This window comes from Streptomyces sp. NPDC091387, from assembly GCF_044756945.1.
Lineage (GTDB): Bacteria > Actinomycetota > Actinomycetes > Streptomycetales > Streptomycetaceae > Streptomyces.
Map to the genome: position 1 here is coordinate 341,953 of NZ_JBIVTZ010000009.1, position 21,527 is coordinate 363,479.

Annotated in this window: 15 protein-coding genes and 3 pseudogenes; 10 read left to right on the forward strand and 8 right to left on the reverse strand. The window is 71.6% G+C overall.

What is annotated here, in order from left to right:
* On the reverse strand, positions 1 to 1,596 hold the full coding sequence (lnt, locus tag ACIQM0_RS20885) for an apolipoprotein N-acyltransferase (RefSeq protein WP_401288720.1): 1,596 nt from the start codon (positions 1,594 to 1,596) through the stop codon (positions 1 to 3).
* Positions 1,597 to 1,675: 79 nt separating this feature from the next.
* On the opposite strand from lnt, the pseudogene ACIQM0_RS20890 reads away from it, so the two are divergent.
* Positions 1,676 to 2,044 (forward strand): annotated as a pseudogene (locus tag ACIQM0_RS20890) (O-antigen polymerase); the annotation flags it as partial.
* Between the two features lie 29 nt (positions 2,045 to 2,073).
* On the opposite strand, the gene ACIQM0_RS20895 reads toward ACIQM0_RS20890, so the two are convergent.
* The gene (locus ACIQM0_RS20895) at positions 2,074 to 2,637 is read right to left on the reverse strand and encodes a hypothetical protein (protein ID WP_401288723.1); all 564 of its coding nucleotides are present in this window, start codon (positions 2,635 to 2,637) and stop codon (positions 2,074 to 2,076) included.
* A gap of 69 nt (positions 2,638 to 2,706) precedes the next feature.
* Positions 2,707 to 3,492: a glutamate racemase gene (locus ACIQM0_RS20900; protein ID WP_401288725.1), complete on the reverse strand. Its 786-nt coding sequence runs from the start codon at positions 3,490 to 3,492 to the stop codon at positions 2,707 to 2,709.
* A 58-nt stretch (positions 3,493 to 3,550) separates the two neighbouring features.
* Between ACIQM0_RS20900 and ACIQM0_RS20905 the strand changes: the two genes are divergently transcribed.
* A complete protein-coding gene (locus tag ACIQM0_RS20905; RefSeq protein ID WP_401288728.1) occupies positions 3,551 to 4,723 on the forward strand; it encodes a glycosyltransferase in 1,173 nt (390 codons plus the stop codon).
* Between the two features lie 10 nt (positions 4,724 to 4,733).
* Here ACIQM0_RS20905 and ACIQM0_RS20910 read toward each other — a convergent pair whose 3' ends face one another.
* The 3 genes from ACIQM0_RS20910 to ACIQM0_RS20920 form a co-directional block, all read right to left on the reverse strand.
* Positions 4,734 to 6,113 (reverse strand): TerD family protein, encoded by a 1,380-nt coding sequence (locus ACIQM0_RS20910; RefSeq protein ID WP_401288730.1) that lies wholly within the window; start codon positions 6,111 to 6,113, stop codon positions 4,734 to 4,736.
* 222 nt (positions 6,114 to 6,335) lie between these two features.
* Positions 6,336 to 7,883 carry a polysaccharide lyase family 1 protein gene (locus tag ACIQM0_RS20915; RefSeq protein WP_401288733.1) on the reverse strand — a complete coding sequence of 516 codons (1,548 nt, stop codon included), beginning with the start codon at positions 7,881 to 7,883 and terminating at the stop codon, positions 6,336 to 6,338.
* 341 nt (positions 7,884 to 8,224) lie between these two features.
* Positions 8,225 to 9,784, reverse strand: a complete 1,560-nt coding sequence (locus tag ACIQM0_RS20920) for an aromatic amino acid ammonia-lyase (RefSeq protein WP_401288735.1) — start codon at positions 9,782 to 9,784, stop codon at positions 8,225 to 8,227.
* A gap of 128 nt (positions 9,785 to 9,912) precedes the next feature.
* Here ACIQM0_RS20920 and ACIQM0_RS20925 point away from each other — a divergent pair, with 128 nt between their 5' ends.
* From ACIQM0_RS20925 to ACIQM0_RS20945, 5 genes and pseudogenes are all read left to right on the forward strand, one after another.
* Complete coding sequence (locus tag ACIQM0_RS20925) at positions 9,913 to 10,980, forward strand: ABC transporter ATP-binding protein (RefSeq protein WP_401288738.1); 1,068 nt, start codon at positions 9,913 to 9,915, stop codon at positions 10,978 to 10,980.
* A complete protein-coding gene (locus ACIQM0_RS20930; protein WP_363073058.1) occupies positions 10,977 to 11,627 on the forward strand; it encodes an ABC transporter permease in 651 nt (216 codons plus the stop codon). The genes ACIQM0_RS20925 and ACIQM0_RS20930 overlap by 4 nt, the downstream gene beginning before the upstream one ends.
* Positions 11,628 to 11,629: 2 nt before the next feature.
* Complete coding sequence (locus ACIQM0_RS20935) at positions 11,630 to 12,316, forward strand: ABC transporter permease (protein ID WP_401288741.1); 687 nt, start codon at positions 11,630 to 11,632, stop codon at positions 12,314 to 12,316.
* Positions 12,313 to 13,242: an ABC transporter substrate-binding protein gene (locus tag ACIQM0_RS20940; RefSeq protein ID WP_401288743.1), complete on the forward strand. Its 930-nt coding sequence runs from the start codon at positions 12,313 to 12,315 to the stop codon at positions 13,240 to 13,242. Before ACIQM0_RS20935 ends, ACIQM0_RS20940 begins: the two co-directional genes overlap by 4 nt.
* Positions 13,243 to 13,299: 57 nt before the next feature.
* A pseudogene (locus tag ACIQM0_RS20945) lies at positions 13,300 to 14,146 on the forward strand (cytosine permease).
* An 88-nt stretch (positions 14,147 to 14,234) separates the two neighbouring features.
* Here the strand turns inward: ACIQM0_RS20945 and ACIQM0_RS20950 are convergent.
* A complete protein-coding gene (locus ACIQM0_RS20950) occupies positions 14,235 to 14,390 on the reverse strand; it encodes a hypothetical protein (protein ID WP_401288745.1) in 156 nt (51 codons plus the stop codon).
* A 643-nt stretch (positions 14,391 to 15,033) separates the two neighbouring features.
* On the opposite strand from ACIQM0_RS20950, the gene ACIQM0_RS20955 reads away from it, so the two are divergent.
* The 3 genes from ACIQM0_RS20955 (at position 15,034) to ACIQM0_RS20965 (ending at position 19,172) form a co-directional block, all read left to right on the forward strand.
* Complete coding sequence (locus ACIQM0_RS20955; protein WP_401288748.1) at positions 15,034 to 15,513, forward strand: DUF6643 family protein; 480 nt, start codon at positions 15,034 to 15,036, stop codon at positions 15,511 to 15,513.
* Positions 15,514 to 15,925: 412 nt separating this feature from the next.
* Positions 15,926 to 16,534, forward strand: a complete 609-nt coding sequence (locus ACIQM0_RS20960) for a hypothetical protein (RefSeq protein ID WP_401288751.1) — start codon at positions 15,926 to 15,928, stop codon at positions 16,532 to 16,534.
* A gap of 205 nt (positions 16,535 to 16,739) precedes the next feature.
* A complete protein-coding gene (locus tag ACIQM0_RS20965) occupies positions 16,740 to 19,172 on the forward strand; it encodes a right-handed parallel beta-helix repeat-containing protein (RefSeq protein ID WP_401288753.1) in 2,433 nt (810 codons plus the stop codon).
* Here the strand turns inward: ACIQM0_RS20965 and ACIQM0_RS20970 are convergent.
* Positions 19,058 to 21,441: pseudogene (locus ACIQM0_RS20970) on the reverse strand (hypothetical protein). The gene ACIQM0_RS20965 and the pseudogene ACIQM0_RS20970 sit on opposite strands and share 115 nt — an antisense overlap.
* Between the last annotated feature and the right edge of the window lie 86 nt (positions 21,442 to 21,527).

Sequence of the window (21,527 nt, forward strand, 5' to 3'; positions counted from 1 at the left end):
TCAGCGGGTGCGTCGCACCCGCACCGCCCGCGTGGCCACCCAGCCCAGGCCGACGACCGCGAGCAGGGACAGCACCCCCTCGGGCAGCGGTCCCATCCGGGTCGCGGGGGTCAGCGAGGACCGCAGCGGCACCTCGTCCACCAGTGCGTCCGGGGTGAACATCTTCGTCTTCTGGACGACGGTGCCGTCCGGGCGGATGACGGCGCTGACACCGCTGGTGACCGGGACGACGACGGACCGGCTGTGCTCCACCGCGCGCACCCGGGACATGGCCAGCTGCTGGTAGGTCATCTCGCTGCGGCCGAAGGTGGCGTTGTTGCTGGGGACGGCGATCATCTGGGCGCCGTGCTCGACCGTGTCGCGCACCGCGTCGTCGAACGCGGCCTCGTAGCAGGTGACGAGCCCGACGTAGGTGCCGGAGAGGTCGAAGACGCCGACCTTCTTTCCCGGTCCGAAGTCGCGCTGCACCCGGTCCACGTCCGAGCTGAACAGGCGCACGAAGGAACGCATCGGCATGTACTCGCCGAACGGCTGGATATGGCGCTTGTCGTACGTGGCCACCGGGCCCTTGTCCGGGTCCCACTGGATGAGGGTGTTGCGCAGGTCGCCGGTGTCGGGCTCGATCACCGCGCCGACGACGGTCGGCACCCCGATCGCCTTCACCGCGTCGTCGATCACGATCTTCGCGTCGGCGTTGCGGTAGGGGTCGAGGTCGGAGGAGTTCTCCGGCCACAGGACGAAGTCGGGCTGCGGCACCTTGCCCGCCTTCACGTCCCGGGCGAGCTGCTCCGTACGGTTCGCGTGGTTGTCCAGGACCGCCCGGCGCTGTGAGTTGAAGTCGAGGCCGAGCCTCGGCACGTTGCCCTGGATCGCGGCGACGGTCGCGGTGCCGTCCTCGGCCGAGTCGTCCACCAGCGGCAGCGACGCGAGGGCCGCGGCGACCGGGACCAGTACGGCCGCCGCGGTCACCGCGGCGGCCAGCCGGGGCAGTTCGCCCGTGGAGCGGCGGACACGGAACCGGCGGACCGCCTCGAAGAGCCCGAAGCCGCACAGCACCACGGCGAAGGAGAGCAGTGGTGTGCCGCCGAGTGCCGCGAGCGGCAGGAACACGCTGTCCGCCTGGCCGAAGGCGATCCGGCCCCAGGGGAAGCCGCCGAACGGCACCCTGGCGCGTACCGCCTCGTCCAGGGCCCAGACCGCGGCCGCCCAGAACGGCCAGCCGGCGAGCCGGGAGACGGCGGAGATGCCGATGCAGCCCGCCGCGATGAACAGTGCCTCGGCGGCGGCCAGCGCCAGCCACGGCACCGGGCCGACCTCTTCTCCGGTCCAGTGCAGCAACGGCAGCATGAAGCCGAGGCCGGCGAGCAGACCGAGCCCGAACGCGGCACGGAGCCGGCGCTCGAACAGCACCCAGCCGAGCAGCGCGAACCCGGGCAGAACCAGCCACCACAGGGGCCGGGGCGGGAAGCTCGCGTACAGCATCAGCCCGGAGAGCAGGGCTGCGCAGGGGCGGGCGAGCCGAGGCAGCAGGCGCCTGGCTCGTGGGAGGGAGGCGTGCTGCTGCGGGTCGCCGACCGGGGCGATGGTGGTGCTCACCCGGCGGAGTCTACGGTCATCGGCTGTGCACCCGGCAGCGCTGTCCCGGTGGCGGAATCAGTACCGCCGGATCGTTGACCGCTTCGCCGAGCTGAGCCCCACCGCGCAGGAGTCGCTCCGCTCCGACGGCAAGCCGCACTCGTCGCCGCTGCAACAGGCGGCCGAGCCGGGGGTGGTGGGGGTACTGCTGCTGGGGGCCGCGTTCGGCTGGCTGCTGTACGTGCTGTGGCGCTCGCCGTGCAGCACCCCGGTGGTCCTGACCGCCGGTGCCGCGCTCACCGCACTGGCCGCCCTGGCCGGTGTCGGCAACGCGCTCAGCTTCACGCCGGTGACGGCCGGGGCCGGGCTGCTCGCCGGGCCGGCGTCCGCCAGGAGGCCGATCGGGGACGGCGGACCGGCTCCCGTCATCGGGACGGAGCGGCTGCCGCGGAGCGGGGACGGGCCCTGAGGCCCCGGACGGGGCCTCGGCTCGGTGGGTCAGGCTCCGGCCGTGGCGCCGGTGGCCGGCAGGTGCAGCCGGTCACGGATGAAACGGACGCCCGCCTCCGCGTCGTCCACCGTCACCGTGAACGTCCTGCCGTCGCCGAGCCGGAGCACCAGGCCCTCGCCACGTCGTACGACCACGGCGGTGCCCTGCTCGGGACGCCAGCGGTAGCCCCAGCCGCCCCACTGGCGCGGCGTGACGCGGGGGGCGAACTCCGCGCCCACCACATGGGTGAGCAGGATCCGGCGGCGCGGCAGACCTATGTGGCCGCACCGCACTTCGAGGGCGTCGCCGTCGACCCGGACGGCCACGTTCACGAAGGCGAGCGTGCCGAAGAGCATCAGCAGTCCGGCCGCCATGCAGCCGATCACCGACATCAGCAGCGGTGCGATGCCGGAGGTCCAGGTGGAGCTGACGGCGAGCTGGATGCCGAGCGCCAGACAGGCGGCGCCCGCCGCGGCGAGCACCCACTGGGTGTGGTTGGTGGCCCGGCCGATCCAGACCGCCGAGTGGGAGTCGGCACCGGTGTGCCTCGGTTCTCGGGGATGGTCCCTCATGCCAAGCAGCGTACTGAAGAAACCGCGCGGCGGAACGGGTCCGACAGCCCCGGCCGGGTCGCCGGACGGTCAGCGGGCGGGGCTGACCGCCGTGAGCCGACGCCCCTCCGGGTAGGTGAGAGCGGCTTCGGGCAGCTCCGACACCCGGCCGCCGAGGAGCACGACGAGCCCGGTGCCCGGTTCGGCCGACGGAGCGGGTTCGGCCCCGATCCGGCGCAGTGCCTGGGCCGCGACGGCCCCGGCGGAACCGTGCAGGACCACGGGGGGCCGGCCGGGCTGCCGCACGGCGGCGCGGATGCGCTCGGCGACCAGCTCGTAGTGGGTGCAGCCCAGCACGACGGCCTGGACATCGGGCGGGGTGAGCGCGGCGGCCGCGGCCAGGGCCCGCTCGATCCCCTCTTCGTCGGCCCACTGCACGGCGTCGGCGAGGCCGGGGCAGGGGACCTCGGTGACGGCCGCGGAGCCGGCGAAGTCCCTGATGAGCCCTCGCTGGTAGGGACTGCCCGTGGTCGCCGGGGTGGCCCAGATCGCGACCCGGCCGCCGCCGGCCGCGGCCGGCTTGATCGCGGGAACCGTGCCGATGACCGGCAGGGCGGGTTCGAGCTCGGCCCGCAGGGCAGCCAGCGCGTGCACGGAAGCGGTGTTGCAGGCGACGATCAGCGCGTCGGGACGGTGGGCGGCGGCGGCGCGGGCCACCGCGAGCGCGCGTGCCGTCAGGTCCTCGGGCGTGCGGGGACCCCAGGGCATGCTGTCGGGGTCCGAGGAGAGCACCAGATCGGCGTCCGGCCTCAGCCGGCGTACTGCGGCGGCGGCGGCGAGCAGGCCGATTCCGGAGTCCATGAGCGCGATCTTCACCCAGTCACCATAGTCGACAGCCCTTGCGGTCCCGGCTCAGTGGGGCAGACTTCGGCCAATGAGCGCCATTGTCTGGATCGCCGTGGGTTCCCTCGCCGCGTGGGTGTGGCTGCTGCTGGGGCAGGGCTACTTCTGGCGGACGGACCAGCGGCTGCCGGAACGCGCGGACCCCGCGCGCTGGCCGTCCGTCGCGATCGTCGTCCCCGCACGTGACGAGGCCGACATGCTTCCGGTGAGCCTGCCGTCCCTGCTGACGCAGGACTATCCGGGATCGGCCGAGATCTTCCTGGTCGACGACGGCAGCAAGGACGGCACCGGGGACGTCGCCCGTGCCCTGGCCGTACGGCACGGAGGACTGCCGGTGACCGTGGTGTCGCCCGGGGAGCCCCGGCCCGGCTGGACGGGAAAGCTCTGGGCCGTCCAGCACGGCATGGCGCTGGCACGGGCCCGCGATCCGGAGTACCTGCTGCTCACGGATGCCGACATCGCGCACGAGCCGGACAGTCTGCGGGAGCTGGTGGCGGCCGCGGAGTCGGGCGGGTTCGACCTGGTCTCGCAGATGGCGCGGCTGCGGGTGGAGAGCACCTGGGAACGGCTCGTCGTGCCGGCCTTCGTGTACTTCTTCTCGCAGCTCTACCCGTTCCGGTGGGTGAACCGGGCAGGGGCGCGGACGGCCGCGGCCGCCGGTGGCTGTGTACTGCTGCGGACCGAGGCCGCGGTGCGGGCGCGGGTGCCGGAGTCGATCCGGCAGGCGGTGATCGACGACGTGTCGCTCGCCCGTGCGGTGCAGGGCAGCGGCGGCCGGATCTGGCTGGGGCTCGCCGACCGGGTGGACAGTGTGCGCCCGTATCCCTGCCTGGCCGACCTGTGGCGGATGATCTCCCGGAGCGCGTACGCCCAGCTGCGGCACAACCCGCTGGTGCTGCTCGGCACGGTGCTGGGGCTCGCGCTCGTCTACCTCGCACCGCCCGTGACGCTCGTGGCGGGACTGCTGGCCCCCGATTCCGTGGCGGCCTGGACGGGGGGCGTCGCCTGGGTCGTGATGGCCGGGACGTACATGCCGATGCTCGGTTACTACCGGCAGTCCCTGTGGCTGGCGCCGCTGCTGCCGTTCACCGCACTGCTGTACCTGCTGATGACGGTCGATTCGGCGGTGCAGCACTACCGGGGCCGCGGTGCGGCCTGGAAGGGGCGTACGTACGCCCGTCCCGAGGCCGCACCGGACCAGTGAACGGCAGGGCTCACTTGCGGCCGGGGGTCCAGTTCATACCCCAGCCGTAGGCCTGGTCGATGGTGCGCTGCGGGCTCACTCCGCGCTGCGGCACGAGGTAGTGCGCCTCTCGCTGCACGGTGAAGTCGCCCCCGTTGTTGCTGATGAGCGCGAGTGCGCAGACCGTGGACGGGACGGTGCACTCGTCGAGCGAGAAATCGATCGCTGCGCCGTGCTGGGGCTGAAGGGTCACCGTGGCGTGCAGATCGGCGAAACTCCGGGCCCCCTCGTAGATGGTCACGAAGATCAGGATCCGCCGGATCCTGGCCTTCTGGTCGAGGTTGATGGTCAGGTTCTCGCCGGAGGCGACGGCGCCGGTCCGGTCGTCGCCGTCGAGGTGGATGTACGGCGGCTGCTGGAGGGCGCCGAAGGCGTTGCCCAGCGCCTGGACCACTCCCTTGCGGCCGTCGGTCAGCTCGTACAGGGCGCAGAGATCGAGGTCGAGATCCGCGTGGTTCGCGACGGCCCGGCCGAGCTTGCTGCCCCACCCCTTGAACTGCTTGCGCACTTCCCAGTTGAGATTGACGCGCATGGAACCCGAAGTGCCGCCCTGCTTCGCGAGCGAGACCGACGGCGCTTCCTTGGTGAGCGTCACCTTGGTGAGCCGGACGGGCTGGGTGACGGGCGGTGCGGGGGGTACGGGAGGCGTCATCGGGGCGGCGGCGGCCGGCTGAGGATATTGCGGCGGCTGCTGCGGCGGCGGCATGGAGGCGACGCGGGTCGCCGGGTTGGGCTGCTGGGGCTGCGGAGGCGTTTGGGGCTGAGGAGCCCTTTGCGCTTGCTGCGGTTGCGGGGCTTGCTGCGGTTGCTGCGGTTCATCGACGGAGATCCCGAAGTCCGTGGCGAGGCCTTCGAGTCCGGTCCCGTATCCCTGGCCCACGGCCCGGAACTTCCAGGATCCCTGGCGCCGGTAGAGCTCACCGAGGATGAACGCGGTCTCGACCGTGGCGTCGGCGCTGTCGAACCGGGCCAGTTCGGAGCCGTTCGCCGTGTCCGTGATCCGTACGTACAGCCCTGCCACCCCGCCGAACGTGCCGCCGTCCGCCGAGGCGGCCACCACGATGCGGTCGATGACGGGCTCCACCCGTGTCAGATCGACGGTCAGGCTGTCGGTGGCCGCGGCTCCGTTGACTCGCTTGCCCTCGTGGCGCACCGCGCCGGATGCGTGGGCCGGCTGGTTGTAGAAGACGAAGTCCGCGTCACTGCGCACCTTTCCGGAACCGAGGAGAAGGAGCGCCGAGGCGTCCACGTCCGGTGTCCCGGGGGCGGTGCGCCACCCCAGTTCGACGCGCACGGCCTGTGCCGCCACTGGAACATTGGTTCCTTTGAGCATGGTCATGCTCGCCCCCATCACGAGTCCGGCTGTCGGGACCTTTCCCGGTCAACCTAATGCTCTCCCGCCGCAGAACCCACAGCGGCACCAGGAGGCGTCCGGACGTCCTCCGGTGACCCCTCGTGAACCCGCTCCCCGCGCGATCAGGACGCGGTGGTGGGGGCACTCAGCCGGGTGACGGGGTGCGGCGCCGTTCCCACCACCGGGTGCGAGCCGGTGACGGTCGCGGCGCCGTTGCCGCTACTCGGCGTAGGTCTCGTACTCGGCGATCTTCGGGGTGCCGGTCGAGCCGGTGATCTCGAACGTGATCTTGCGCAGGGAGGTCCGGGGGAAGGTGATGACCCCCGCACCACTGCCGGAGGTCAGCACGGTGCCGGTGTCGCCGTTGACGACTCTCCAGGATCCGATGGCGCCCTCGGCGCCCGACGCCTCCCGGATGCTGATCGCGGAGACGGCGGTGGCGGAGGTCCACTTGACCGAGACGGATCCGGTCGAGCCGGCCGGCGACCAGTAGGTGCTCATGTCACCGTCGCGCACGTTGCCGAAGCTCGTCCCGGCGGCCTTGCCGGAACCGTCGGCACCGGCGCCGATGCTGAGGTTGGTGCCGCTGGGCCGGGTCGGGTCGGGCGTGGGGTCGGTCGGGTCCGGGGTGGGGTCGGTCGGGTCCGGGGTCGGTGTCTGCGGGGAGCAGTTGCCGTCCGAGACCTTCAGCCCCTTGTTGGCTCCTGCCGTCTGCGTCACGATGTCCGGCACGCAGGCGGCGCCGTCGAGGCTGTAGGCGTAGGGGATGCTGACCGTGGTGTTGGACTGCGGGTCGGGGCCGGCGGGGTTGTTCTCGCTGCTGGGGGCGGACCACGTCACATTGTCGTAGGTGTTGCCGCTGACCTGCCAGTATCCGGCCGCGTCGGTGTAGAAGGTGCCGAGGACGTCCTTGGAGTCCTTGAAGTAGTTGTTGTCCACCTTCGCGCGGGCCCCGGCCCGGGAGTTGATGCCGGACTTGTTGAGCTTCACGTAGTAGTTGTTGTAGATGTGGGAGATGCCGCCGCGCAGCAACGGAGTGCGGGAGTCGACGTTCTCGTACAGGTTGTGGTGGAACGTCACGAAGCCGTTGGAGAGTTCGGTCTCGCTGGACCCGATCAGACCGCCGCGGCCGGAGTTGCGCAGAGTGCTGTACGACAGGGTCACGTACTGGGTGTTGGCCTTCATGTCGAAGAGGCCATCGAAACCGTCCGACTCCCCGCCCGAGGCCTCCAGGCTGGAATGATCGACCCAGACGTTGCGGACGTTGCTCTCCATACCGATGGCGTCGCCGCCGTTGGATGTGGGCGAGCCGGACTTCTTGACGTTCCGGACGGTCACGTTCTGGATGATGATGTTGCTGGACTCACGTATGTGGATGCCCAGTTGGTCGAACACGGCCCCGTTGCCGACACCGACGATCGTGACGTTGCTGATCTGCTTGAGCTCGATCACACCGGCGGCGGTGTTGCAGCTGTCACCCGACACCTTGGTGGTGTTCGCGTGGTTGATCGTCCCCTCGACCTCGATGGTGATCGGGGTACTGCTGCTGGCCCGGCCACACAGGGCGGCATGGATCGCCGTCCCCGTGGTGGCCCGGACCGTCGCCCCGCCCGCACCGCCGGTCGTCCCGCCGTTCTGGGTGGCGTAGCCGGTGGCTCCGCCGGTCGCGGCCGACGCCTCAGGCATCGTCAGAACCGCGCCTGTCGCCGCCGCCAGGGCCAGTGTGGCCACCGCCGCAGAGAGGCGCAGTGCAACTGGTCGTCTCATTTTCGTCTCCCGATTCGTCTTCGAACTGCGGGTGAAACGAGGATCTTGAAAACGGAAAGCGCTTTCTGGATGCAGACCCTAGAGCCGCTTCAGTTGGGCTGACAAGACTCCTGCACGTCTGTGAAATTGTTCGACCGGACGCCAACACGCCTCACACGCAACGATGTTGACGATGCGGGTCCAACCGGTCGAGGACGGCATGCCGGGCCGAGCGCCCGGAATCCGGCGGAACCGCACCGGCAGTCGAGAGCAAACGCTTTCGCTCACCGCCCACGCCGTGCGACGGCCCGGCCGTCAGGTCCTTCGCGACGCCCCTGCCCTCGATGCCGGAGGGCTGCCACTCACGGCGTCCGCCGCACCACACCCTGAGAGTCGAAGGCCGCCCCGCTCCCCGGCCCGAGGTCAAGCCACAGCTCGGTGAACCGGTCGAGCAGCCCGGCCGCCGCCGCCACATCGTCCGTCAGCGGCCGGTCGGCCGGATCCGCGTCGAGCACCGCGGCCGCCAGCCCGAAGGCCCGGCCGACGGGGAGCCCCGGGTCGAGCCGCATGTCGCGCTGCCGCAACGCCCTTACCGCCGCCACGAGTTCACAGCCCACGACGAGCCGGTACGCCTCGCACGCCCGCAGCGTCTGACGGGACGCGAGCGAGGCGAAGCTCGCCTGCTCCTCGACACCGCGCGAGAGCACCGCATGGCCGAGGGACGCGGGCGCGGAGAAGGCCCGCAGATCGCCGAGCGCAGCCCCGGCCGCGTACTCGAGGATCATCACGCCCGACGACGCCGGCGCACCGTCCGCGAGGAAGGGCCGCAGCCGGGTGAAGCCCGGTTCGTTCAGCGTGGACAGACGCGAGGTCGACAGGCGCGCCACCTGCGTCACCGCCAGCCTGAAGTGGTCGAGGGCCAGGGCGAGCTGAGCGACGTAGAAGCCCCCGTGGTGGTAGGCCGCCATGTCCTGCGCCGAGATCAGCGGGTTCTCGGCCGCCGCGTTGATCTCGACCGTGAGAACGTCTTCGAGGGCGTCCGCCGCGTCGTGCGCGGGCCCATGGATCTGGGGCACGCAGCGGAAGCCGTACGGGTCCTGGATCCGGCCGAGCGGCGGCGTGGGGCGGTCGGGGGCGCCGAGCAGCAGCCGCATCCGCTCCGCGACCGCGTACGAACCGGCGTGCCGCCGCGCCTCGTGCACGGGCAGCGCGTACGCCTCGTACGAACCGTCGGTCGCCATCAGGGACAGCGCCGCCACCACCTGCGTGGCCGCGATGAGGCCGCGCAGCTCGTGCAGGGCGAGCGCGGACTGGCCGAGGGTCAGCGCGTTGCTGCTGATCAGGGCCAGGGCGTCATTGTTGTCCAGGGGCTGCGGGGCGGGGGCCGCCCCCGGCCCCCGCCAGGGGTGTTCACCGGCCAGCGCGAGGCCCATCTGTGCGAGCGCGGCGATGTCGCCGGTGCCGACCGAGCCGAATTCGTTGACCTTGGGGTAGGCGCCCGTCTCCAGGGCCTCGCAGAGTGCAGCGACAACGGTCGGGCGCAGGCCGGCGCCTCCCGCGAGCAGCTGGTTGGCGCGGACCGCCAGCATGGCGCGGACCTGCCGCGCGGGCAGCTCCTCGCCGATCGCTCCGGCGTGGCTGCGCAGCAGCCGCAGACCGTGGTCGGCCGCCGCCTCCGTCGGCACGGACTCGTTCCGGTTGGCGCCCACACCGGTGGAGCGGCCGTAGACGCGACCCCACGAGGCGATTTCCCGAGCGGCGTTCCACGAGGTCTCCACGCGCTTCATCCCGTCCGCGCCCGGCACGGGTTTTGCGGTGGATTCGGCCATGCGTACGACATCTGCAACCATCAGTCCGCGGCCGTTCAGGACGACAACCGAGTCACTGTCGCCCGTCACCCTGTCCGCGATATGAGACGACATCACTCGTAATTCCTCCTCAACCGGAAGCGCGGTCTTGCCCTACGACCACTCGTCACCAGTGGATTTACACCTGAGAGACGACGGACTATTGACAATCTATTCAGACACCGAGAACTCTGCATGATGATATGCAGCCGGGCAAGGGACTCCACATGATCCAATTCGAAACGGTCAACAAGCGCTTCCCGAACGGCACAACCGCGGTGCATGACCTCTCCCTGGAGATGCCGGAAGGGGGCGTGACCGTCCTTGTCGGATCTTCCGGTTGCGGCAAGACGACGACGCTCCGCATGATCAACCGGATGGTGGATCCGACCTCAGGGACCATCAGGGTCAACGGCAGGGACGTCCTGGAGCAGGACGCCGCCGAGCTGCGCCGCTCCATCGGCTACGTGATCCAGCAGTCCGGGCTCTTCCCCCACCGCACGGTCCTCGACAACATCGCGACCGTGCCGCTGCTGCTCGGCTGGGGCCGCAGGAAAGCACGGGCGCGGGCTGCGGAACTCCTGGAGACGGTCGGCCTCTCCCCCGACGCCGGGAAGCGCTACCCGCACCAGCTCTCCGGCGGTCAGCAGCAGCGGGTCGGCGTGGCCCGCGCGCTCGCCGCGGACCCGCCGGTGCTCCTGATGGACGAGCCGTTCGGTGCCGTAGACCCCGTGGTGCGCACCCAGCTGCAGGACGAGCTCCTGCGCCTCCAGAGGGAGTTGAACAAGACCATCGTCTTCGTCACGCACGACATAGACGAGGCCGTCCGGCTCGGCGACCGCATAGCCGTCTTCCGCACCGGTGGCCACCTCGTCCAGTGCGCGGGCCCCGCCGAACTGCTGGCCCGGCCCGCGGACGCGTTCGTCGCGGACTTCCTCGGCGCGGAGCGCGGCCTGAAGCTGCTGTCCCTGACCGCGCTGGCCGAGGTCACCCAGGGGCCCGCCCCCAAGGGCACCCGCTGGCAGCTGGCCCTCGACGCCGCCCGCAAGCCGCTGGCCTGGCGCGACACCGAGACCGAGGCGGAGGCCCCGGTCCGGCCGCTGCGCGACACGGACTCGCTCCTCTCGGCACTCAACGAGTCGATCGCCGCACCGAGCGGACTGGTCGCCCGCGTCGACGCGGAGGGCGTCCTCACGGGTGTGACGTCCCGCGAGGACATCCACGACCACGCGGGACGCGTCCACAGCGACGCGAGCACGGTGGCCGCATGACCGTCGACTGGTCGTGGATATCCGACCACACCGGTGATCTCACCACCCTGGCCCTCTCCCACCTCCAGGCCGCCCTCACCGCCGTACTCCTCGGCCTGATCGTCTCGCTCCCCCTGGCCGTCCTCGCGCACCGCGTACGCCGGCTGCGCGGACTCCTCCTCGGGCTGTCGAACATCCTGTTCACCATCCCGTCCATCGCCGTCTTCGTACTCCTCCTGCCAGTCAGCGGGCTCACCCGCACCACCACCGTCATCGGCCTGACGATCTACACCCTCGTCGTGCTCCTGCGGAACACCGTCGAGGGCCTGGACTCCGTCCCCGCCAGGACCAAGGAGGCCGCGAAGGCCATGGGCGCCCGGCCGCTGCGCACCCTGCTCACCGTCGAACTCCCCCTCGCCCTCCCCGTGATCATGGCGGGCGTGCGGATCGCGACGGTGATGGCCATCTCCCTCGTCTCCGTGGCCACGTACATCGGCGACGGCGGACTCGGGCAGCTCTTCACGGACGGGTTCCAGCGCAACTTCCCCACTCCCGTCATCGTCGGCGTCGTCCTGACCCTGCTCCTCGCGCTCGTCGCGGACGCGGCTCTCGTCGCCCTCCAGTACGTCCTGACTCCCTGGACCCGTCGACAGAAGCAGGGGGCCTGAGCATGTACGAACTCTTCAAGGATCTCGGCGCCTGGCTGGTCAGCAGTGAGCAGTGGACCGGGCCCGACGGCATCGGGCACCGCCTCGCCGAGCACCTCCAGTACTCGTTGCTCGCCACGCTGATCGCCGCCGCCATCGCCCTGCCGGTCGGCCTGCTCATCGGGCACACCGGACGCGGCGCCTTCCTCGCCATCAATCTGTCCAGCTTCGGGCGCGCGCTGCCCACGGTCGGGCTCGTCGTGCTGGTCTTCCTGGCCAGCGGGCTCTCGATGTGGCCCGTCTACATCGCCCTCGTGGCGCTCGCCGTCCCCTCCATCGTCACCAACACCTACGCCGGGATGACCGCCGTCGACCCCGAGGTGCGGGATGCCGCGCGCGGCCAGGGGATGCGCTGGCACCAGGTCCTCCTCCAGGTCGAACTGCCCCTCGCGCTCCCCCTGATCATGACCGGGCTCAGGCTCGCCCTCATCCAGGTCGTCGCGACGGCCACCATCGCCGCGTACGTCTCCTTCGGCGGGCTCGGCCGGTACGTCTTCGACGGGCTGGCCCAGCGCGACCTCGTGCAGGTGCTCGGCGGCGCCGTGCTCGTGGCGCTCGTCGCGGTCGTCCTGGACCTCGCGCTCTCCGCACTCCAGCGCACCCTTTTCCGTCACCGCCCCACCAAGTCGGCCCAGGAGCACACACGATGAACCGCAGGAACCTCCTCGGCGGGCTCCTCGCCGCCGCTTCCGTCCCCGTGCTCGCCTCCTGCAGCAGCGGCGTCACCTCGCTCGACGGGCAGGGGTCCGGCGGCGGAGGCGGCGGCTCCAGCAAGGACGGCGTCACCATCGGCACCGCCAACTTCACCGAGAACCAGGTTCTCGGGTACCTCTACGCCGCCGCGCTCGAAGCGGCCGGCGTGAAGACCAAGGTCCGCCCCAACCTCGGCACCCGCGAGATCCTCATCCCCGCCCTCAAGGGCGGGGACATCGACCTCCTGCCCGAGTACCAGGGCGCCCTGCTGCACTACCTCGACACCAAGGCGAAGGCCACGGAGGAGGGCGAGATGCAGAACGCCCTCGCCATGGCCCTGCCGAACGGCCTGCAGATCCTGCCCTACGGCAGGGCCGAGGACTCCGACGCGTTCGTCGTCACCCGGGAGACCGCCGCCGAGTACGGTCTCAAGTCCCTCGCCGACCTCGCCCGGCACAACGGGAAGCTCGTCATCGGGGCGGCGCCCGAGGTCAAGAAGCGCACGGTGGGCGCGGTGGGCCTCAAGGACGTGTACGGCGTGGAGTTCAAGGAGTTCAAGTCCCTCGACTCCTCGGGACCGCTGGTCAAGGGCGCACTCAAGAAGGGGGACGTGGACGTCGCGAACCTCTTCACCACCGACACCGACATCGCCGCCGAGCACTGGGTCGTCCTCACCGATCCCAAGAACCTGGTCCCCGGCCAGCACATCGTCCCGCTCATCGCCGACCGCAAGGCCGACTCCACGGTCCGCAAGGCGCTCGCCCGGCTCGGCAGCGCGCTGACGACCGAGGAGCTCACCGAGCTCAACCGCCTGGTGGACAAGGACAAGAAGGACCCGGAGGACGTCGCGGGCGACTGGGCGGCACGGCACGGGATCAAGTAGCCGCCACCGCCGGACGGCGGAGCAGGGCGCATCGAAGAGAAGCCGGGTAACCGAGTCATGGCAGCTGAAGACCTGGTGGGGCGCCGCCCCATCGACGTCGTCCCGGACGACGAACGGCACGGGACCGCGTTCCGTCAGTTCACCCTCTGACTCGGCGCGACCCTGCAGATCACCGCGGTCGTCACCGGCGCGCTCGCCGTCGTCTTCGGCGGCGACGTGGTGTGGTCGGTGGTCGGCCTTCTGCTGGGCAATGCGCTCGGCGGCGTCGTCATGGCCCTGCACTCGGCGCGGGGAGCGAAGCCGCGTGGACCTGTCGGCGCTGCTCGGCGACGCGCACTTCGAGCAGCCGATGTTCCTCCTCGCGGTGTCGCTCTCGGCGTCCTGGCAGCTCGCCTTCGGGCCGTACGTCGCGGACTGAGCGGATTCCGGGGCCAGAAGACGCTGTCGCCGCGCGGCAGGGCCGGGTACATCGCGGTGATCATGGGGGCGGGGACGGCGGTGGCGCTCCTGGGCAAGGACAGCTTCCTGGCGTCCTTCAAGGACTTCCTGCTGTTCCTGCTGTTCCTGCTGACGTTCTTCACGCCGTGGTCCGCGATCAGCCTGGTCGACTACTACCTGATCTCACGGGAGCGGTACGACATCCCGGCGCTCTCCGACCCCGGGCGGCCGCTACGGCGCCTGGCGCCGGGACTCCCTCACCGTCTACGGGGTGGGCATACCCGCCCAGCTCCCGTTCCTCGCGACGCACTTCTACACGGGCCCGCTGGTGGATCCGCTGGGCGGCGCGGACATCTCCTGGATGGTGGGCCTGGTGGTCCCTGCCGCCCGGTACTGGCTGCTGGCCCGCCGCGACACGTCACACGTTCCGGAGGAGACGCGGTACGCCCCGGTGCCTCCGAAGTAGCGCTTGCCGCCGCCTTCTTCGCCGTCATTGGCCTCGGCTTGGACCACACTCGCCCACCGCACAGGCCACTTCCGTCGCGTGACCCGTCTCACGACCGCAGGCGGGCCGCCGCCTCGGGCGTGAGGTGCCGGGCGAGCACGTCGAGGGCCTCCGCGACCTCGCGCAGCCGCTCGGGCGCGTCCGTGCCGAGTGCGGTGGCCAGGACGTCGTCGATCCGGGACGTCCGGACCTCGGAAACCCGCATCGGACCGGGCGCCGTCACCGCCGTCCCGTCCACCGCTTCGACGTGACGGCCGAGAGCCGAACCGGGTCCGGCCGCCGCTCTCGCGTGCGCGAGAGCGCCCCGAACTCCCGGACCCGAGAGGCCAACACTCGCTATGCCGCGCGTCCTCCCCGAATCCCCCTGACCGTCGGAGTGCTCATCGTCGTGAAAGCGGCATGGCCCATGGTCCCTCGTTGGGATCACGAGGGGCTCGCGGGGGCCTCCGAAAGGCTTTCCCGGCAACGCGCGTCACGCCCGGCGGACTGCGTCTGCCGCGATCCCCGCCGTATGCGCCACACGCATCTCGCTTTGGGCCGGCGCTATTCGCGCCCTGCCGAGTGCCTCGGTGTCGTGCCAGCTCGCCGCCCCTGACGCCGTTGATACGGAGGCCGCCGAAGAAGGTGCGTCAGCGTGCGCGCCACTCACCCAAGATCCGCCGGACAGACCCCTGGTAGCGCCTCCGTCACTACTCGTCAGCCACCAGTTCCTCCAACCGAAAAACCCCCTCTGTTAACAAAGCCTTTATCAACGTCTTGGCAGGTCAGCAGGGCTGAATCAGCGTAAAACGGATAACCGCAAGATTGGGGCTCCCCAATCGGCACATCGTGGGCTTAACTTAGGTGGCATGACCTCCCCTCGCTCCACCTACGGCGGCGGCTACTACGCCGCACCGTCGTTCCCTGACACTCCGATCTACGACTCCCTGGTCGCGGAGCGGGGTACCCCTCAGATCGCGCCTATCCGAGTTCCTGCCGCCTACGACACCGGCAACAGCTATGTGCCGGCGCTCCCGGCGGCCCTGCCGGCTCTTCCGGCGGCACCCTCCCAGCCCGCCCCGTCGTACGGCTACCCGCAGCCGGCGGCGCAGCAGGGCTACGCGCCGATGCAGCCGGCGCATCTGCAGCACGCCCCGGCGCCGTACATCCCGCAGCAGCCAGCCGGGGGCCGCGGCGGCTACCAGCAGCCCCCGCAACAGCAGCAGCCGCCGCGGCCCGCGCCGGGTACCGGCTACGAGTCGATGCGTCCGGCGTCGCCGCGGCCGGCTCCCGCACAGTCCCCGTACGAGGACCCGTACAACCGCCCGTACCAGGGCCGGGGGTACTGAGGAAGCACTGAGTGCGGGGGACTGAGGGAGTACTGCTGCCGGGCGGCGGGCTGTCCGCGGCGGCTGGCAGAATGGGCACATGCGCCCTGCCGTACCGAGTGCCGTCCACATCCGTCAGTTCGGAGTGCCGACGGTACAAGCGACCGGCGAGACCGAAGTCGAGCCATGGGGACTCGACGGCGGCCCTCGCCGGATACCCGCCGATGCCGTCGGCCGGACTGTCACAGGGCGTCAGCAGCCGCTCGTGGCACCGCTGGTGTCCGTCGCGTCCCTGCCGTGCGGCCCCGCGTCAACGGGAACTCCGGGGTTCGGCCGCCGCGTTGGGCGGGGTGAGGTTGATCTCTCCTCGTCGCTCCGGCGCGCGGACCGCACCGTATCGGGCTGAGGCGGATACGGAAGGGGGTGCAGGACTGTGCGGGCACTTTCGGGAGTGTGGCTTTGGCGGCACAACCCTCTGCGCCGTGCCACGGACCGGCGCGAGGCGTGGGTGGCGCTGGCCGCGTTCGTGCTGTTCGTGCTGGCGGCGCCGGCGGCCGGCTGGTTCTTCGGATCGCGCACCGATGACGCGTTGCAGGAATCCGTACGGGCCCAGCAGGCCCGGAGCCATCTCACCACCGCCGTCGTGGTGCGCCGGACGGCAGGTTCACGGCACTTCGTCGCCGACCCCGAGGTCTCCGCCGACCGGGCGGCCCTGACCACGGTGCTGGCCCGCTGGCAGGCCCCGGACGGCACGGTCCGCAGCGCCACGGTGACGACCACCTCGCACCACACCGCCCCCGGGGACCGGGTGCGGATCTGGACCGACCGGGAAGGCCATCCCGCGCTGCGTCCCATGGACGCGCCGACGGCGCACACCCATGCCGCGCTGGCCGGATTCGGTGCCGCGATGCTGGCCGCCCTGCTGATCGAGGCCGGACGGCGTCTGATCGTATGGCGGATGGTGCGGCAGCGGTACGCGCGGCTCGACCGGGCATGGGCCAGGGCCGGTCCGGACTGGGGCAGGACGGGCACCGGCAGCTGAGAGCAGTCCCGGCCGGTCCGTTCCCTGGTCCGGCCTGATCCGAGCGAAACCCCCCAGGGTGCTGATCGGGTCAACTCCCGCCCTCCGCGCGCGCTACGGTGGACCGGCCCGCCCGTCACTTCGGCAGGCGGACCCCGGATGGTCACTGCCGCGAGGCCGGTGGCCCGGGCATCACACACGCACGAGGTGGGGGCACGACAGCGCCATGGCACAGGGCACGGTCCAGGTGACGCACACCGGCACATCGCGGTGGCGGCGCCGCACTGGCGAATACGCCTCCCTCACCGCGGCTCTGGAAGCGGCGGCGGACGGTGATGTGCTCACCGTCGCGCCGGGCACCTACCGGGAGAATCTGGTCATAGCCCGCGCGGTGACGCTGCGCGGGCCGGAGGGCTCGCTCGGATCCGTCCGGATCGCCCCCGTCGACGGCGTACCGCTGACGCTGCGCGCCTCCGCAGTCGTCCAGGATCTGCATGTGGAGGGCCAGGACTCGGCGGCCCCCGCCCTGCTGGTCGAGGAAGGCGCTCCGGAACTCGCGGACCTGCGGATCGTGACCCGCTCGGCCGCCGGTATCGAGGTGCGCGGTGCGGCCCGGCCGACCGTGCGGCGCTGCACCGTCGACAATCCGGCCGGTGTCGGCATCGCCGTACTCGACGGCGCGGGCGGTGTGTTCGAGGAGTGCGAGATCGTCTCCGCCGGGCAGTCCGGTGTCTCGGTGCGCGACGGCGCGCACCCCCGGCTGGAGCGCTGCAGTATCCACCACTCCTCGGGGGCCGGTCTGTCCGTCACGGGTGAGGGCAGCGGCCTGGAAGCGGTCGGCTGCGAGATCTACGAGATCAAGGGCAGCGGAATACAGGTGGCCGCGCGCGCCTCCGCCCACCTCACCGACTGCACGGTGCACCGCACGTCCGCGGACGGCGTCACCCTCGACACCGACGCGGTGCTCACCCTGGCCGACTGCGACATCCACGACATCCCGGAGAACGCGGTGGACCTGCGTTCACGCTCGGTCCTCACCCTGACCCGCTCCACCGTGCGCCGTTTCGGCCGCAACGGGCTCTCGGTCTGGGACCCGGGGACCCGGGTCGACGCCAACCAGTGCGAGATCCACGACAGCACGGGCGACTACCCGGCGGTCTGGGTCAGCGACGGGGCGACCGTGATACTGGACTCCTGCCGCGTCCACGACGTGCCGGACGCCATCTTCGTGCTCGACCGGGGCTCGCGCGCCGACGTCGTGGACAGCGATCTGTCCCAGGTCCGCAATACGGCGGTGTCGGTCAGCGACGGGGCGACGGCGCAGCTCGACGACTGCCGTATCCGGGAGGCGTCCACCGGTGCTTGGTTCCGCGACCACGGGAGCGGCGGCACCCTGAACAACTGCACCATCGACGCCGTCCAGACGGGCGTGATCGTCACCAAGGGCGCCGATCCGACGATCGAGCGCTGCACGGTCACCTCGCCCGCCGAGGCGGGTTTCTACGTGTCGGCCGAGGGCCGCGGCACCTTCCACGGCTGCCGGGTCACCGGGAGCGAGGGCTACGGCTTCCACGTGATGGACGGCTGCCGCACGACGCTCACGCGTTGCCGTACCGAGCGGTGCGCCCGCGGCGGCTACGAGTTCGCGGAAGGCGGTTCGCACGCCGACGGTTCCGGCACCGGTCCGGTCGTCGAGGACTGCACCAGCGACGAGAGCGCGCTGCGCACCGCCACTCCCCCGCCGCCCACGGTCCTGACGGCGACCCAGTCGACGCCGGGGCTGCTCGGCGGGGTCCCGGCGCCGCGTGCGGTCGAGCCCGTCGCCGCGGAGCCGCCGGCCGAGCCCGCGCGTACCTCCGGGGCGGTCCTGGGCGAACTGGACACCCTGGTCGGCCTCGACAGCGTGAAGCGTGAGGTGCGCGCGCTCACCGACATGATCGAGGTGGGACGGCGGCGCCAGGAGGCCGGGCTCAAGGCCGCCTCGGTCCGCCGCCACCTCGTCTTCACCGGCTCCCCCGGCACCGGCAAGACCACTGTGGCCCGGCTGTACGGCGAGATCCTGGCCTCCCTCGGTGTACTGGAGCGGGGCCATCTGGTCGAGGTGTCCCGGGTCGATCTGGTCGGCGAGCACATCGGCTCGACCGCCATCCGTACCCAGGAGGCCTTCGACCGGGCGCGCGGCGGTGTGCTGTTCGTCGACGAGGCGTACGCCCTGTCCCCCGAGGACTCCGGCCGGGACTTCGGCCGCGAGGCGATCGACACGCTCGTGAAGCTGATGGAGGACCACCGGGACGCGGTGGTCGTCATCGTCGCCGGGTACACCCACGAGATGGAGCGGTTCCTCACCGTCAACCCCGGTGTGGCGTCCCGTTTCTCCCGGACCATCACCTTCAGCGACTACGAGCCGCAGGAGCTGCTGCGGATCGTCGAGCAGCAGACAGAGGAGCAGGAGTACAGCCTCGCGTCCGGGACCGACGAGGCGCTGCTGAAGTACTTCACCGAGCTCCCCAAGGGGCCCGCGTTCGGCAACGGCCGCACCGCCCGTCAGACCTTCGAGTCGATGGTGGAGCGGCATGCGGGCCGGGTCGCCCAGCTCGCCGAGACGAGCACGGACGACCTCACCCTGCTGTATCCGGAGGACCTCCCGGAACTTCCCTGAGCGGCAGGCGGGCCTCGTCGCCCTCGGCCTGGTGGGGCAGGAGCGGGGCCAGCCGTTCCAGGAGCGCGGCCCGCTCCTGGGCGAAGACCGGGTCCGCCTGGTATTCGGAGTGGCCCAGCACCGGTTCGGGCAGGGGGTGTTCGGGGGTGCGCCCATAGACCAGCGGGTCCTTCAGCGGGCCCCGGTCCACCTCGGGCCCGGACTCCTCGCCGAGCCTGACCTCGCCGCCGATCGGGTCGGTGGCCCGCCACAGATTGCGCCAGCAGTGCACCGAGCGGTGCAGCCCGTGCAGTTGGGCGGGGCCGAAGTAGGCGGGGAACCAGCGCCCGTAGAGCCGCTCGATCGGTGAGCCGTAGGTCAGCAGGGCGACCCTGCGACGGGTCGACGCGGGCAGTTGCCAGACCGCGGACGCGGCGAGGACGCTGCCCTGGGAGTGGCCGGAGATGACGAGCCTGCCGCGGGTCCGTGCGGTCCAGCCGGACATGCGTGAGGCCAGGTCGGGGACGGCCCGCTCGGCGTAGCAGGGCGGCGCGAAGGGGTGTGCGGCGCGCGGCCAGAACGTACCGACGTCCCAGAGGATGCCGATCGTGCGCCGGGCGGAGGCGTCCCGGTAGGCGCGCCGGCCGCAGGCGACGAAGACGAGGAAACCGAAGCCGATCATCCAGGAGCCGGTCGACTGCGCCGCCTCGGCCACCGATTCGACGAAGGGGCTGCTGCCGTCCATCGCGAGCCCGGGAACCTGTCCGCTCGCCCAGGCACCGCCGACCGCCGCGGTGCCGAGCAGCAGGGCGGCGGTCGAGACCAGACCGACCATGCCGGGCGCGGAGTCGGTGAGCGCGGCCGTGGCGCGGGTCCGGGCGATCTGCTTGGTGCGGGCGGGGTCGGGCCGTGCCTCCTCGTACTCCGCGTCGACCACGGGCTCCAGGCGACGGGCGGTGAGGTAGGTCCGTACGCCGAGCGCGAGGCCGGGAACCAGGAGCAGCACCAGCAGCACGGGGATGACGGAGGCCTGCCAGCTGAGCAGCACCGGCGGTCCGTCTATGACGGCGCTGCGGCCCATTCCGGGGCTGCCGGGGCCGTCGAGCCAGTCGGCGACGCGCTGGGCCACCCCACCGGTCATCACGCCGCCGAGCGCGCAGGCGAGCATCGCGACCGCGGGGCCGCCGAGTCCGTGCATCACGGTGCGCGGTTCGGGGCTGCGCCGGTACAGGCTCCACGCCACCGCGGCGAGGGCGATGACGAGGGCGCCCTGGGCGAGGGTGACGACGCGGAACGTGATGTCGCCGGGGAGCGTGCCCGCCGAGGCCCAGCCGGGGCGGGACCAGGCGGCGTGCGCAGAGGCGACGGCGAGCAGGGTCAGTGCGGCCGCGGGCAGGTAGGTGATGACGGCGCGGTCGAGCCGGTTGTCGAGGCGCCGTTCGCTGCGGCCGCGCCGGCAGACGACCCAGAGCACCACGAGCATGCCCAGGACGAGCAGCGCCTCGATCAGCCGCCCGTACACGGCGGGGACCGGCCCCTCCGCGGCACGGTCGTGCCGGGCCGTGGCGCCCGCGACGGAGGCGGTGACGGTCAGGAACCCGGCGGCGGTGTGGGCGGCGCGCAGCCGGGCGACCAGCCGGCGCCCGAACCAGAATCCGGGGCGTCCGAGCGCGGGCCGGATGGGCTCGGCAGGTGCGCCGCCCGTCTCGGGGGCGGTGCCCGGTTCGCCGTCGTCGGGGACCGTTCCGGTCAGCGGGCGCTGGGACTCGTAGGCGCTCCAGGTGCGGTTGGACAGATACCAGAGCAGTCCCACCAGCGCGGTCGGCACCAGTGCGGCGAGCGCGAGCCGCCGGCCCGGCTGGGACCACCAGCCGCCCTGCGCGGCGGAGAGGAATCCCAGCCACGACCGCTGGTCCGAACAGTTCGGCACCCCGGCGCACTGCCAGGCCGTCAGGTCGAGCGCGACCTCGCAGGCCGCGGCCGTCAGCAGGACGGTGAGGCTCAGGGCGACGAGCCGGACGAGCGCCCCGTAGAGCCGGATGGTGCGGGGGCGGGCGGTGGCGGCCGGGCGCATCCAGTGGGCGAGGTTGATCACCATGAACGGGAGCAGCAGGAGCCACAGCGCCCGGGAGCCGTTGCCGGAGGTGAGGTTCGACCAGCAGTAGGCCTCGGGGATGGGGCGGTCCCGGTACCGCTCGGGGTGCTGCTCCGCGTCGACGTCGTCGGAACGCCGGTATATGGCGGCGGTGGCGTCACCGGTGACCCGGACCGTGCGCGGGTCGACGAGCATCTCCTGGGGCGTGGCTCCGCCGACACCGTGGACCAGCAGTTCCAGCGCTGGTCCGGTGCTCTGCGGGGCCTGGGTGGGAGGTGGCA

Excerpts from the sequence above, each read along its gene's own strand:
- ACIQM0_RS20895 (WP_401288723.1), bottom strand. The coding sequence starts at position 2,637 with ATGAGGGACCATCCCCGAGAACCGAGGCACACCGGTGCCGACTCCCAC.
- ACIQM0_RS20905 (WP_401288728.1), top strand. The coding sequence starts at position 3,551 with ATGAGCGCCATTGTCTGGATCGCCGTGGGTTCCCTCGCCGCGTGGGTG.
- ACIQM0_RS20910 (WP_401288730.1), bottom strand. The coding sequence starts at position 6,113 with ATGGGGGCGAGCATGACCATGCTCAAAGGAACCAATGTTCCAGTGGCG.
- ACIQM0_RS20915 (WP_401288733.1), bottom strand. The coding sequence starts at position 7,883 with ATGAGACGACCAGTTGCACTGCGCCTCTCTGCGGCGGTGGCCACACTG.
- ACIQM0_RS20920 (WP_401288735.1), bottom strand. The coding sequence starts at position 9,784 with ATGTCGTCTCATATCGCGGACAGGGTGACGGGCGACAGTGACTCGGTT.
- ACIQM0_RS20925 (WP_401288738.1), top strand. The coding sequence starts at position 9,913 with ATGCAGCCGGGCAAGGGACTCCACATGATCCAATTCGAAACGGTCAAC.
- ACIQM0_RS20930 (WP_363073058.1), top strand. The coding sequence starts at position 10,977 with ATGACCGTCGACTGGTCGTGGATATCCGACCACACCGGTGATCTCACC.
- ACIQM0_RS20935 (WP_401288741.1), top strand. The coding sequence starts at position 11,630 with ATGTACGAACTCTTCAAGGATCTCGGCGCCTGGCTGGTCAGCAGTGAG.
- ACIQM0_RS20940 (WP_401288743.1), top strand. The coding sequence starts at position 12,313 with ATGAACCGCAGGAACCTCCTCGGCGGGCTCCTCGCCGCCGCTTCCGTC.
- ACIQM0_RS20950 (WP_401288745.1), bottom strand. The coding sequence starts at position 14,390 with ATGCGGGTTTCCGAGGTCCGGACGTCCCGGATCGACGACGTCCTGGCC.
- ACIQM0_RS20955 (WP_401288748.1), top strand. The coding sequence starts at position 15,034 with ATGACCTCCCCTCGCTCCACCTACGGCGGCGGCTACTACGCCGCACCG.
- ACIQM0_RS20965 (WP_401288753.1), top strand. The coding sequence starts at position 16,740 with ATGGCACAGGGCACGGTCCAGGTGACGCACACCGGCACATCGCGGTGG.